Origin of the sequence: Microvirga rosea, assembly GCF_020595095.1 — a bacterium.
GTDB lineage: Bacteria > Pseudomonadota > Alphaproteobacteria > Rhizobiales > Beijerinckiaceae > Microvirga > Microvirga rosea.
This window is the reverse complement of the sequence record NZ_JAJDOP010000002.1, coordinates 1-12,312: the sequence shown is the minus strand read 5'-3', so window position 1 is coordinate 12,312 and position 12,312 is coordinate 1. Positions and strand designations below refer to the sequence as shown.

Below are 12,312 nucleotides of genomic sequence, written 5' to 3'. Positions count from 1 at the left end.
TCGTCTCCTGCGTTGGTTGCTCACCTCACCAGCGTTACGGCTGCGGGCTGCCACTGACCGCCTTTCACGATGTCCTTGGGCACGTACGTCCGGAATGTCAGCGAGAACGGCTTGCCTTCCGGGGACGGGAGCCAGTTCGACTCGGGCACGCCGGCAACGGGCTTGGGGCCGATGCCGATCTTGAGCGAACCAACGGCTTCGGTCGTCAGGTTCGAGTAGGTGTCGAAGTTGAAGCGGTTGAGTGGGTTGGGCACGACCCGGTAGTCCGGCACGCCGACCAGGATGACTGACCAGTAGCCATCGACGGCGGATTGTGGGAGCCGGTCCGCCGGGAAGTGCATGACGTAGCTGTTGTTGCCGGTGAGCGGGTTCTCGTCGGCGTCGCGGGTGGCCACAAAATAGACCGCCTCGTCCGTCGTGTTGGCCCAGATGCCGGCGAAATTGACGACGGTGCGGAGCTTGTAGTCCTTGCCGTAGTTGCCCGTTGTGCTTCCGCCGATCCAGTGGTTGCGATAGGGGGCGCTTTTGGTAAAGGCGTATTCCTGGAACTCAGGGATGATTTTGCGGAGCTGGGCGTCCACGGCGGTCCTGGCCTCGTCGCCCGATGCCACATAGGCTGCGACGGAGCGGACTTGCTGCTGCATTTCGGCAGCGTTCGGCGACACATCGAGCGCGCTCGCGAGTGTCTGCTCCACATCATCGAATATTTCGACCCCAAGCAGCTCCTTGTTTCCGAACATCCGCATCGCCGGGGGCTGGGCAATCATCGGAGTTCCAAGCGGAGCGGCTTGGAATTGACGCTGGAGTTTCACTGCGCCGTCAGGATCTCCCTTCAGCTCGATCCGGGCGAGCATCTTGGCCTTGCTCGAGTGCAGTTCGATCCGCGAGAGATCCTCCGGAAGCGCGCCGTTCCAGCCGGGCTTGACCAGGGCGAACTTGCCGAAGGGTTTTGAGGGAAAGGTGCGCTCATTGATGTTGACGATGACTTCGCCCCACTCATCGAGGATCTGGACGGTGTAGTAGCGGTCCTTGACCTCCGGCACCTCCAGGATGACCGGGGTGCGATCATCCACCGCGAACCAGGCCTCCAGGTAGGCGACGTCAAAGTTTGGGTTGACGAAGTCGGCCGATCCCAGCGGGTTGTAGTGGATGGTGTTGTAGGCGAAGCCGGGCGCCTTGCGGTCCATATGCTCTTGCCTGATCACAAGGGCGCGGCCGAGCAGGTAGATATATGCATCGGCTAGGGTGGCCTCATTGGGCCCCGGCACGCTGGTTGGCGCCTGAGCGAACGTCGGTGCGGCGAACACAATAGCCAGCATGGCCATCGCATATCTGCGGTTCGGAACCATCGAGCTTTCTCCTCCCAGGTCCTGCCGCCTCGCTGAGGCCAATCAGAACGGATTGATGTAGTTCAGGATTGCCGTTTGACGCAGCAACACTTGCCGGATGACGTGACTTGCCTTGACGCGCTCGGTAAAGATGGCGGCTACGCCTGTGCTCCCGGCCGGCAGACGCTTCGCTACATTCTGATCGTTCAGCGTGACCCGAACGATGAAGGGGGCCGCTTGGACCTCCGAAGGCATGACGGCGAGGCCACCGGGCTGCGACTGCCCGGTGGCGATCGCCTGCAACACCGTCTCCACCTTCGCAGCGAAGACCTCGCCCGGGAGCGTCTTGAAAGTGATCTCCACCGGTTGTCCAACCTCGACATACCGCACGCCGATTTGCGGAATCTCGACGCCGAAGATCGCCTCGGAAGCGTCGATGAAGGCCATGACGGGTGACTGGCCGGTGACCCGCGCGCCCTTGCGCAACGCCAAATTGGTCACGTAGCCATCGGTCGGCGCTCGCACGGTAGTCTTGTCGAGATTCCACTTGGCACCCTCAAGCTGGGCCTTCAGTTGATCGACCTCGGATTGCCGCTCCTGCACATCGAAGGCGCGGCCTGTGTCGCGGCGTTGCAGCTCGGAGAACTGGGACAGACGCAGTTCCGCGAGCTTGAGCTGCGCCTCGATGGCCTGGACCTGCGCCTGGTAGGTGGTCGGATCGATCCGGAACAGCACGTCGCCAGCCTTGACCGGGCTGTTCGCCGCGACAGGCACATCCACGACCTCACCGGCTACGGAGGGGATGATCTGCACCGAGTTTCGCAACACCGCCGCCGGTCCTGAAGGCGCCCCCCATCCCATAGGGATGAACAGGCCGACCAGGAGAAGCAGCAGCACGAGGACAGGAGACAGTTTCCAGAATGTGTTGAACGGAATGAATCGCAGCCAGACGAACAGCGCCAGAAGGGCAATGTAGGAATTGAGCAGGACGACGATCACTTGGATATCTCCCGTCGCTCCGGCACGTCGACATAGGCCCAGATGAGCACGAGTGGCCAGAAGACGAAGCCGAGGATCAGTGTTGCCCAACTCCCGACCGTGACGGCCTCGGGCCAAGGATGCCCACGCTTGCGGGCGATGTGCCCCGGCATCATCCCGAGCGCTATGAAGACCGCGACGACCGTCGCGACGAGGACGATCAGGACGATCCAGGCGAAGATGTCGAGACCCGACATTCAGACCTCCATGCCATGTGCGCTCAATTGGTCTGCTCGAAATCGCCCGGCTTCCAGCTTCCGTTGATGGTCCTGGGATTTGAACTTCTTGAGTAACAAGCGACGCGAAATTCAACGGCGGCGGACATCCCAGAAACCCTGAATTCGCTGCGGGTGGTATAGAGCCAGCCATAGCCTGGCGCAGGTGGCGGCGAGGTAACACGGGCCGTAGCGGCCGCGGCGGTCCCGAATCCTACGGCTGCTCCTGCGGCGACCGCTGCACCGGGACGCCACCAGCAGCCTGGCGGGCGGACCCATGCGGGCCCCACAGGCCGGACCGGGGCAGGGCGGTATCCGGGTCTTGCAACGCCTGGCCTGCACCCAGCGACCGTGTCACCCCGGGGGGCACGGACGACGACGCCGCCTCGAGCAGCTCCATCGCGAGGCTGCACAATCTCGATGAGGGCAGGAGGAGTATTCGTCACGGACGAACCTCCCACCGGCATCGCGGCCCCTGCGGACTGCCAAAAAAGGGAGACAGCAGAAACGCGACGGCGAACGCGGACGCAAATGGTCTCGGCATAGACGGGGGCTCCGCTATAGGGGTACGCGACCGCATGTAACTGGAGCGACTTCGACAGGCCTGTCGATCAAATGCGGCTCGTCGAGAGCCGAGTTAGCAACGCTGGACAGCTTGTCTTTTGATAGTAGTTAGGTTCCAACCTGGCGACGGCAAGCCCAGTTTCATGAACGCTAACTATTGAAGGTAAGCATTTTCACATTTTTGTTTGTGATGACATGGAGCTTTGCCAGTTTGAGCGAGGGAAGTATTTCCCGCCGGCGTTATTACTTTACGAGAATGAGCTGTTGCAGCTCAGGCGTTCTGCGCCCGGCGAGCGGGAAGGCAACCGTGAACAGGCCTTCGTCCAGCCCCTTGAACACATCTTTCCGATCGTGGAGGTCGCGAAGGGAGGCCGGGAGATACTGCCCGGACTTCAGCCAAGCCATAACGTTCCCCCTCATCCCGTCCTCCTAGAACAAGAAAGGGAAGGGCGGAGGCGCGAAGAGATTTGTCTAGCTTTCGCGCAAAAGGCGCGCCTAACCGCTCTCGAAAGAGAGCGGGCTTTCTGCGTCAAGATCTTGGAAAATAAAGTGGCTGGGGGACCTGGATTCGAACCAAGACTAACGGAGTCAGAGTCCGCTGTTCTACCATTAAACTATCCCCCACCGAACCTGCTGAATGTGTTGGCCTTTTTGGATCGTTCTGCGATCCGGGGCCAAGGTTCTTTCATCAGCGTCTGTGGTGGCGCTGGAAATAGGAGCTTTTTGGCTGATCGTCAACCCTGCTGCAGCGATTACGCAGCCACGACTTTTCCCCACGCTGCAAGGGGGCAAGGGAGCTAGTTTTCGGGAGCTGATCCTGGCCCTGGCTTGCCGGAAGGCGTTCCGTCAGGATTCATGCCGTAATACCGGTAGGTCGCCTGCAAATCCTCTTCCTGGGCGGCTTTCATGCGGGCATCCCATTTGGCACGCAATCCCTCCCGCGCAACTTTGCCGCCGATCATGAGCGGAATGGACGATGCGCCGGTCTTGTCCAGAGATGCCGCTATCGAGGCAACGCCCTGAGCGGTCCCGAGAGCGCTCGCTTCGGCCTCCGCCTCGGCCGCGGCCTTGGCCGAGGCCGTTCCCTGCTCAAAGATGCCGGTGCCGTGAGGCGTTGCTGTTGCCGCCGGACCGGCGCTCTGGCACCCGACGAGCGCCATGAGGGATACCACGGCACTTGCGGCAATTCTGATGGGAAGCGGCACTGGCCCGAGCCTGTTGTCGAATGATGCGAGTGAGCCGCCATAGCATGAGGCAGAGCCGCATTCCCCCTCTAAACAGAGAGGTATCGGTGCCTTTGTCGGCTCATGCCCAAGCAAATCGACAAAGGCGCCTTTGGACGGGTCAGTCTCGATTGGAGAACAGGCACACGATTCGTGGAGCGTCCTTCCGAAAAGCGCCGATCCATCGGCAATGCAACCTGCGCCGAGATTCACGAGCTCAAGCGGCGAAAGGGCTCCTTGCGTGCGATCAATCCGCTTGGCCGGAGGGATAGGGCTCTGTTGATTCAGAGTTTGTTCAACTAGGCTGCAGCATTGTGGCGCCCATCGCGGCTGCGTCGACAAGGCAGCCGGACAGGAGATGACAGAATGATGTTCGGTGAATGGGTTCCTCGGTGGACCTTAGGGGCTGTCGCAGGGGCCTTGTGCCTCGGCGCCGTGAACGCGCAGGCGGCCCCGTTCTCTGCCGGAGCCGCGAATGCGCCGGCGATGGTTCACAAGGCCCAGTTCTTCGATGATGGCCCGGATTATTACGATCCGCCCCCGCGGCGCTATTACGGCCCGCCTCCGGGCTATCGCCGTCCGCCGCCGCCTCCGCCCGGCTATTATCCGCCTCCCGGGCGTGGCTATTACAACCGCGAAGCCGCGAAGGAATACATGAAGGACTACAGGCGGGCTCAAAAGGACATGACAAAGGATCAGATCCGCGCCTGGAACCGTCGTAACGGGTTCTAAGACGCCGCCTCGATCAATCGTCCATCGCGCCGCCTTCGGGCGGCGCATCCATGTCGAGCTCCGATCTCAGGCGGGCATCATCCTCGGCGTCCTCATCCAGAGCCGAAATGCGCTCATAGCGATCCAGGGCGCCCTGGAGGATGTAGGCCGCCGCCATCTTGTCCACCACGTCGGCCCGTGTGGCGCGGGATGCATCGGCGTCGAGGAGCGTGCGGGTCACGGCCATCGTGGAAAGCCGCTCGTCCCAGAAGAGAACCGGACCGGGATAGATCGGCTTGAGGTTGCGCACGAAGGCGCGCGTGGCCTGAGAGCGGGGACCTTCGGTGCCGTCCATGTTGAGCGGCAGGCCGATGACGAGCCCGCCGACGTCGAACCGATCGATCAGGACTTTCAGCCGCTGGGCATCCGGCGTGAACTTCACCCGCTTGATCGTCTCCAGCGGCGTGGCGATTCTCCGCTCCACATCCGAGAGGGCAAGACCGATGGTCTTGGTGCCAAGATCGACCCCCATGAGACGCGCGCGCGGCGCAAGGCCGTCCATAAGGGTCGTGAGCTCCTGATCCGTGGCGAGCAATGAGGCCTCCTTGTCATGGGGCACCTTACAGGAAGACGGTGAGGAAGTCGTCCCGGCTGACGGACAGGTCTTTTCCCGCCGCGGCTTGTTGCCTAGCTTGCCGTGGAATGCGGGGGGGGCGCGCGCCGACCGGGATATGGTCGGGCGCCGTCGCCGCCCCATGTCTCACCCATCATCGAGGACCTTTCATATGAAGATCACCTGGTTCGGGCATTCCGCCTTCCGCCTGGATTTCGCCAACAGCGTCGTGCTGATCGACCCCTTCTTTTCCGGCAATCCGGCATTCGAAGGCAGCATGGAGAAGGCCTATGAGGGGGCGACCCACATCCTCGTCACCCACGCGCACGGCGACCATGTGGGCGATACGGTCGCGATTGCGAAAGCCACGGGTGCGAAGGTCGTGACCAATTTCGACCTTTGCATGTACCTGGCTTCCCAAGGCGTCGAGAGCTTCGATCCCATGAACACCGGGGGCACGGTCCAGCAGGACGGATTCGCCGTGAGCATGGTCCGGGCCGATCATTCCGCGGGCCTTGTGGAAATGGGCGTGAACTTCCCGCTCGGGAGCGCGAACGGCCTCATCGTCAAGGCTCCGGGTGAGCCGACAATCTACCATATGGGAGATACGGATATTTTCGGCGACATGGAGCTGATCGCCGAAATCCACAAGCCCGACGTGGCCATGGTGCCGATCGGCGACCGGTTCACCATGGGCGGGGAGGTTGCGGCTCTGGCGGTTCAGCGATTCTTCAAGCTGAAGGCGGCGATTCCCTGCCACTACGGCTCGTTTCCGATGATCGACCAGACGGCGGACAAGTTCGTGGCCGCCTTGGACGGGAAGGGCACGCAGGTCGTGGTGCCGCACAAGACGGTCGGCCTCAAGATCTAGGCAGGGGAACGGCCAGCCTTCGGGCTGCCTGGATATTTTCCGACATTGCGGCGCGATGCGGGCGGGTGTTATAGCCCGCCCCAGCATTATCAAAGGGTTTGGCCATCCATGTCGGTCGATCAGAAAACCGTTCGCCGGATCGCGCATCTGGCGCGCATTGCCGTCCAGGAACAGGATGTTCCTCACCTTCAGGGGGAGCTGAACGCTATTCTGTCCTTCGTCGAGCAGCTCAACGAGGTGAACGTCGAGGGCGTTGAGCCGATGACCTCGGTGACGCCGATGACCATGAAGAAGCGCCAAGACGGCGTGACGGACGGTGACAGCGCCGAAAAGGTCCTCCGCAACGCTCCGGCCCGGGAGGACGATTTCTTCGTCGTACCGAAGGTGATCGAATAGGCCGCGAGCCGTTCGATCCTCCCCGGAGACGCGTTTCGCGGTCCGGAATCCCTGCCAGATCAAGGCCAGTCGAACCGGCCGAGACGCTCAACTGAGATCAAGTCCCGTGACAGAACTGACCCACCTGACCATTGCAGAAGCCCGCGACGGGCTGAAGTCCAAGACCTTCTCGGCGACGGAACTCGCCAAGGCCCATATCGGCGCCATCGAGAAGGCGAGGGCGCTCAACGCCTATGTGCTGGAAACGCCCGAAAAGGCTCTTGCCATGGCAAAGGCTTCGGACGAGCGGATCGCCAAGGGCGAGGCCGGCGCCCTGGAGGGAATTCCGCTGGGGATCAAGGACCTGTTCTGCACGAATGGGGTGGAATCCACCGCCGGTTCGAAGATCCTCAAGGGCTTCAAGCCGCCCTATGAATCGACCGTCACCCAGAACCTCTGGAATGACGGCGCGGTGATGCTCGGCAAGCTCAACATGGACGAATTCGCCATGGGCTCGTCCAACGAGACGAGCGCGTTCGGTCCGGTGGTGTCCCCGTGGCGGCGCGTCGGTTCCAACGTTTCCGCAGGCTCCTCGGGGTCAATCGAAGGCACGCACCTGGTTCCGGGCGGTTCGTCGGGCGGCTCCGCTGCCGCCGTGGCAGCCCGTCTTTGCCTGGGCGCGACGGCGACCGATACCGGTGGCTCCATCCGTCAGCCCGCAGCCTTCACCGGCACCGTGGGCATCAAACCAACCTATGGGCGCTGCTCCCGCTGGGGCACCGTCGCGTTCGCCTCGTCCCTCGATCAGGCGGGTCCGATCACCCGCACGGTGAGGGACGCGGCCATCATGCTGCGCTCCATGTCCGGAGCCGACCCGAAGGACACCACCTGTGCCGACCTGCCGGTGCCCGATTTCGAGGCCGCGATGTCGCGGGGCGTGAAGGGAATGAAGATCGGCATTCCAAAGGAATACCGCGTCGACGGCATGTCCCCCGAGATCGAGAAGCTCTGGCAGCAGGGCACCGAATGGCTGCGCGCCGCGGGCGCCGAGATCGTCGAGGTCTCGCTGCCGCACACGAAATACGCACTGCCGGCTTACTACATCGTCGCTCCGGCTGAAGCCTCGTCGAATCTCGCCCGTTATGACGGGGTTCGCTACGGTATCCGCGAAAACGGTAAGGATATCAGCGACATGTACGAAAAGACCCGCGCCGCCGGTTTCGGCCGCGAGGTCAAGCGCCGCGTCATGATCGGCACCTATGTGCTGTCCGCGGGCTATTACGACGCTTATTACGTGCGCGCCCAGAAGATCCGGACCCTGATCAAGCGCGACTTCGAGGAAGTCTATGCGCAGGGCATTCACGCGATCCTGACCCCGGCGACCCCTTCGGCCGCCTTCGGCATCGGCGAGAAGGGATCGGGCGACCCGGTCGAGATGTATCTCAACGATATTTTCACCGTCACGGTGAACATGGCGGGCCTGCCGGGCATCGCGGTGCCGGCCGGGCTCGACGCCCAGGGCTTGCCTCTCGGGCTCCAGCTGATCGGCCGGGCATTCGACGAGGAAACCCTCTTCGCCGCCGGCCAGGTGATCGAGGACGCTGCGGGCCGGATAGAGCTTCCGGGCGCTTGGTGGGCGGGCGCGTGACGCCTCCCTCCATTCCCCTCGCGGTCTGGCTCTGGGGAGCGTTCGACCCTGTTCTGGTGATTGCCGCCGTATGGCTCGGCTGGAAAGCGGATCAGGTCGGCAAGGTCTTCATCGCAGCCATTGCGGCGCTCGGCATCGCGGTGCTGTTTTCGTGGGTGATCACGGGGCTCGATATCCCCTGGTTCGCTCCCGTCAGCCATGACACGCCGACCCTCCTGCCTGTCCGCTCCGTCGCGGCATTGGTGTGGGCAGGCGGCGCCTACGCGATCCGCCGCCTCCTGAAGCGCTAGAGCATCGAGCCCCAAAGGACGCGCCACTTTGCAGGCCCGACGCTTCCACTCTTGAGGAGCGCGTCTTTCGGCGCGGGAAACCGGCGCTGCTTTTTGAAGCGATGCGCTAGGTCGGCAGAATTCCGGCTGGCGTGCCGGTTGCCGCAAGGGCAGTGTCGATTTCTGCGAGGGTCGCCTTCTCGGCATCGCTCACGGCGACGCCGCCAAATCCCAGGAATCCTCCTTCAGATCCGGCCTCGGCCGCTTGCTGCGCCACATGCCGAAGCCAGGCCTTGAAGGCAGGAGCGTCCTCCGGGGCCTTCGCCTCCAGTAGTCCGGCAACCGCGTGCAACTCTTCAATCGCCTTCTGCTTCACCGAACTGAGATCATGAGTCTTGAAGCGCTCCTGGAACGAGTGGCGCATGGCGTCCCGGGAGGCGGGATCACCGATATCGTCGGCAACCGCTTTGACCAGGGGATTGGCGTTGGGATCCTTCTTCACGTCGAGAAGAGCCCATCCGCTGGACATGGACTCCTTCAGGACGCTCCAGAGACCGCCCGGATCCGCAGCCGTGATTGCAATGCCGGCGACAATGGGGCTCGCCATGAGCCGGGCCCATTCGTCCGCGGTGAAGTTCGACTTGCTGGCCATGGGATTCCCCTCTGAATGATGTGCTGCGGCGGCTGCCGTCGGGGGCTCAATCGCCAGAAGCTTGGCTTGGTTCCGTCACGCCGAAGGTCTGTGCGAGACCCTGCCGCCCCTGAGATGTGATGGCGAGCGCCCGACTGTCCTTGATCCGCTCCACCCAGCCCAGCTCGAACATTCGGCTGCACAGGGCCGCGCCGAGACGTCCGGCGAGGTGGGGGCGACGCTCGCTCCAGTCGAGGCAGGTGCGGCAGAGGGCCCGGCCATGGCCATTGCCGTGTTCCAGCTCTATGCCGAAATCGCAAAGGAAGCGGCGGCCTTCGTCGGTGACGGCTCCGGCGCTGTCGGACAGCACGATATAGCGCCGTTCGGTGAGCGTATCGGCGAGCGCGATCCCCAGGCGGCCCGCGAGATGGTCGTAGCATGTCCGCGCGCGCCGCAGTGCCTCGTCCTTCGGCCCGACCGGACGATGACGCTTCGGCCCGAAGGATGCGACCGCCATCAGCGCTTCGATGGCCTGGGCCACCTCAGGGGAAGCAAGGCGGTAGTAGCGGTGCCGTCCCTGCCGGGCCATGGCCACGAGATTCGCGTCCGCTAGCTTTGCCAGATGCCCACTCGTCGTGGAGGCGCTCACGCCGCCATGCCATGCGAGCTCGCTCGCGGTGAGCGCGCGCCCGTCCATCAGCGCCGAGAGGATGTTGGCGCGTGCGACGTCGCCGATGAGAGCGGCGATTTCCGCCAGTGTGGTGCCGGAGACCATGGTTGTCATGGGACGATCTTAGCGCCATGGCGCGGAAAGATCAGCCAATCATGCTTCGTTCGCGGCCGAAATGTTCCGACGGGACGGGAGGGAAGGGGCGTGCGAAGGTCGGCGGCACCTGAACAACGAAAGATGCAGTCGAATGAGTGCGCATAAAGCTCCCCATTACGGTTTCGAATTGTGCCTTCTGGCCGCTCTGGCGAGCCTCTGGGGGGCGTCCTACACCTTCATCAAGCTCGGCATCGAGACCATCCCGCCGGTGACCCTCATCGCCGCGAGAACCATCATTGCCGGTGGCGTCCTGCTGGCCATCCTGCGGCTGCGGGGCATCAGCCTGCCGCGGGATGCCGCGACCTGGCGCAAGTTCGCCTTCCAGGCCTGCCTGAACAGCGTCATTCCCTTCACGCTGATCGCGTGGGCGGAGCAGTCCGTGGATGCGGGGCTCGCCGTCATTCTCAATGCCATGACACCGGTTTTCACGTTCCTGATCACGTTTCTCTGGACCCGGCACGAACCGACCACGTTCCGAAAGATGGCCGGGGTTCTCATCGGCCTTGCCGGCACCTGCGTGATCGTCGGCACTCAGGCCATCAACCATGTGGGGCAGGAACTGTTCGGCCAGCTTGCGGTCGTACTGGCAACCGTCTGCTACGCCGGAGCGGCGATTTTCGGTCGTAATTTCAAGAACCTCGACCCGATGGTTCCGGCCGCCGGGTCCCTGGTGTCAGGCGCCGCGATCCTGATCCCGGTCAGTCTTCTGGTCGATCAGCCCTGGACCCTGTCCCCGTCAGGGACTTCGATCGGTGCTCTGATCGGGCTTTCGGTTTTCTCGACGTCCCTCGCATTCGTGCTGTATTTCCGGCTCATTCATACGCTCGGATCGGTGGGAACGACCGCACAAGGCTATCTGCGGGCACCGATCGGCGTGGCCATCGGGGCTTATGTCCTGGGTGAGCGGCTCGATCCGTCGGCCTGGATCGGGCTCCTATGCATCCTCGCGGGAGTGGCCCTGATGACGCTTCCGGGACGGAAAAGCGCTCCTGCCTTCAAAGTGACTTGATGCCGGAAAAGAAAATGGGCCTGACTTCTGTCAGGCCCATGAACCTTCTCGCGTACTGCGAGGTTACCGGGTCGTGCCGGTCGACGGAGCAGCCGGGGAGGCCGGAGCCGTCGTGGAGCTGCCGGAAGAGCCGGTGCTCGGCGCGCTCGGAGATGTCGGCGCAGTCTGGGTCTGCGGCGCCGTGGTGCTGCCGGTCGTGCTGACGTCGCGGTTGCCGCCGTCATAGAACAGGAAGGCAAGCAAGCCGAGAGCGATGACAAGACCGCCAATCAAGTAAGCAAGAGTATTGGAGCCACGAGTTTCGCGGTCATAGACCTCATTCTCGCGGTTGTAGAGGTTGGGATCGCGATCCATCGGATCTACAGCCATTGTTGTCTCCTTGACTATTTACCAGCCGGACAACGCCTGATGTGGATCGTGGTTTCATGGAGGCTCGGCTTTATGGTGAGATAACTGTGCACAAATTATAAAAGACCTTAACAATACTCTGCTTTAATATGAACGGATGTTCAGCTTCAAAAAGGGTTGACCGAAGCGGCCCGAGCCTCTTACTCCGGTTCAAATTACTTTCATTCGGAAGGCGCGAGGCCGCATGAACGCTCCGGTCAATCCAAAGAAGCTCATCAAGGGTGCGACAGGCGATTGGGAAATCGTCATCGGCATGGAAATCCATGCCCAGGTGACCAGCCAAGCGAAGCTGTTCTCCGGCGCATCCACGGCCTTCGGCGGCGACCCGAACAGCCACGTTTCCCTGGTGGACGCCGCCATGCCCGGAATGCTGCCGGTCATCAACGAGGAATGCGTGCGCCAGGCGATCCGCACGGGCCTCGGCTTGAAGGCGCAGATCAACCTCAAGAGCACGTTCGACCGGAAGAACTATTTTTATCCGGACTTGCCCCAGGGCTACCAGATCAGCCAGTACAAGAGCCCGATCGTCGGCGAAGGACAGGTGATCGTGGACGTGCCGGAGACCGGCGAAACGATCACGGTC

General features: G+C 62.6%; 15 protein-coding genes, 1 tRNA gene and 1 pseudogene. 7 read left to right on the top strand and 10 right to left on the bottom strand.

Annotated features, from left to right (window positions below; genetic code table 11):
- Nucleotides 1-20: 20 nt before the first annotated feature.
- The 6 genes from LJD17_RS04320 to LJD17_RS04295 form a co-directional block, all read right to left on the bottom strand.
- Nucleotides 21-1,325, bottom strand: a complete 1,305-nt coding sequence (locus tag LJD17_RS04320) for a DUF1214 domain-containing protein (protein WP_227382936.1) — start codon at nucleotides 1,323-1,325, stop codon at nucleotides 21-23.
- A 66-nt stretch (nucleotides 1,326-1,391) separates the two neighbouring features.
- Complete coding sequence (locus tag LJD17_RS04315; RefSeq protein ID WP_227382935.1) at nucleotides 1,392-2,327, bottom strand: HlyD family secretion protein; 936 nt, start codon at nucleotides 2,325-2,327, stop codon at nucleotides 1,392-1,394.
- Complete coding sequence (locus tag LJD17_RS04310) at nucleotides 2,324-2,563, bottom strand: DUF3302 domain-containing protein (RefSeq protein WP_227382934.1); 240 nt, start codon at nucleotides 2,561-2,563, stop codon at nucleotides 2,324-2,326. The genes LJD17_RS04315 and LJD17_RS04310 overlap by 4 nt, the downstream gene beginning before the upstream one ends.
- A gap of 825 nt (nucleotides 2,564-3,388) precedes the next feature.
- Complete coding sequence (locus tag LJD17_RS04305) at nucleotides 3,389-3,565, bottom strand: hypothetical protein (protein ID WP_227382933.1); 177 nt, start codon at nucleotides 3,563-3,565, stop codon at nucleotides 3,389-3,391.
- 130 nt (nucleotides 3,566-3,695) lie between these two features.
- Nucleotides 3,696-3,769: transfer RNA gene (locus LJD17_RS04300), tRNA-Gln, on the bottom strand.
- 173 nt (nucleotides 3,770-3,942) lie between these two features.
- On the bottom strand, nucleotides 3,943-4,350 hold the full coding sequence (locus LJD17_RS04295; protein WP_227382932.1) for a hypothetical protein: 408 nt from the start codon (nucleotides 4,348-4,350) through the stop codon (nucleotides 3,943-3,945).
- Between the two features lie 384 nt (nucleotides 4,351-4,734).
- Here LJD17_RS04295 and LJD17_RS04290 point away from each other — a divergent pair, with 384 nt between their 5' ends.
- Nucleotides 4,735-5,100: a hypothetical protein gene (locus LJD17_RS04290; RefSeq protein WP_227382931.1), complete on the top strand. Its 366-nt coding sequence runs from the start codon at nucleotides 4,735-4,737 to the stop codon at nucleotides 5,098-5,100.
- Nucleotides 5,101-5,113: 13 nt separating this feature from the next.
- Here LJD17_RS04290 and ruvX read toward each other — a convergent pair whose 3' ends face one another.
- Entirely contained in the window at nucleotides 5,114-5,641 is a 528-nt protein-coding gene (ruvX, locus tag LJD17_RS04285; protein WP_227383641.1) for a Holliday junction resolvase RuvX, read from the bottom strand.
- Nucleotides 5,642-5,864: 223 nt separating this feature from the next.
- Here ruvX and LJD17_RS04280 point away from each other — a divergent pair, with 223 nt between their 5' ends.
- The 4 genes from LJD17_RS04280 (at nucleotide 5,865) to LJD17_RS04265 (ending at nucleotide 8,876) form a co-directional block, all read left to right on the top strand.
- Nucleotides 5,865-6,563 carry a metal-dependent hydrolase gene (locus tag LJD17_RS04280; protein ID WP_227382930.1) on the top strand — a complete coding sequence of 233 codons (699 nt, stop codon included), beginning with the start codon at nucleotides 5,865-5,867 and terminating at the stop codon, nucleotides 6,561-6,563.
- A 108-nt stretch (nucleotides 6,564-6,671) separates the two neighbouring features.
- Entirely contained in the window at nucleotides 6,672-6,959 is a 288-nt protein-coding gene (gatC, locus tag LJD17_RS04275) for an Asp-tRNA(Asn)/Glu-tRNA(Gln) amidotransferase subunit GatC (protein ID WP_227382929.1), read from the top strand.
- Nucleotides 6,960-7,065: 106 nt separating this feature from the next.
- Nucleotides 7,066-8,586 carry an Asp-tRNA(Asn)/Glu-tRNA(Gln) amidotransferase subunit GatA gene (gatA, locus tag LJD17_RS04270; protein WP_227382928.1) on the top strand — a complete coding sequence of 507 codons (1,521 nt, stop codon included), beginning with the start codon at nucleotides 7,066-7,068 and terminating at the stop codon, nucleotides 8,584-8,586.
- Nucleotides 8,583-8,876, top strand: coding sequence for a hypothetical protein (locus LJD17_RS04265; RefSeq protein ID WP_227382927.1), 294 nt, complete (start codon nucleotides 8,583-8,585; stop codon nucleotides 8,874-8,876). Before gatA ends, LJD17_RS04265 begins: the two co-directional genes overlap by 4 nt.
- Nucleotides 8,877-8,982: 106 nt before the next feature.
- On the opposite strand, the gene LJD17_RS04260 is transcribed toward LJD17_RS04265, so the two are convergent.
- Complete coding sequence (locus LJD17_RS04260) at nucleotides 8,983-9,507, bottom strand: hypothetical protein (RefSeq protein WP_227382926.1); 525 nt, start codon at nucleotides 9,505-9,507, stop codon at nucleotides 8,983-8,985.
- Between the two features lie 46 nt (nucleotides 9,508-9,553).
- A complete protein-coding gene (locus LJD17_RS04255) occupies nucleotides 9,554-10,270 on the bottom strand; it encodes an ArsR/SmtB family transcription factor (RefSeq protein ID WP_227382925.1) in 717 nt (238 codons plus the stop codon).
- A gap of 133 nt (nucleotides 10,271-10,403) precedes the next feature.
- Between LJD17_RS04255 and LJD17_RS04250 the strand changes: the two genes are divergently transcribed.
- A complete protein-coding gene (locus tag LJD17_RS04250) occupies nucleotides 10,404-11,321 on the top strand; it encodes a DMT family transporter (protein WP_227382924.1) in 918 nt (305 codons plus the stop codon).
- Between the two features lie 63 nt (nucleotides 11,322-11,384).
- Here the strand turns inward: LJD17_RS04250 and LJD17_RS04245 are convergent, their stop codons facing one another.
- The gene (locus tag LJD17_RS04245; protein ID WP_227382923.1) at nucleotides 11,385-11,690 is read right to left on the bottom strand and encodes a hypothetical protein; all 306 of its coding nucleotides are present in this window, start codon (nucleotides 11,688-11,690) and stop codon (nucleotides 11,385-11,387) included.
- A gap of 223 nt (nucleotides 11,691-11,913) precedes the next feature.
- Between LJD17_RS04245 and gatB the strand changes: the two are divergent.
- Nucleotides 11,914-12,312 (top strand): annotated as a pseudogene (gene gatB, locus LJD17_RS04240) (Asp-tRNA(Asn)/Glu-tRNA(Gln) amidotransferase subunit GatB); the annotation flags it as partial.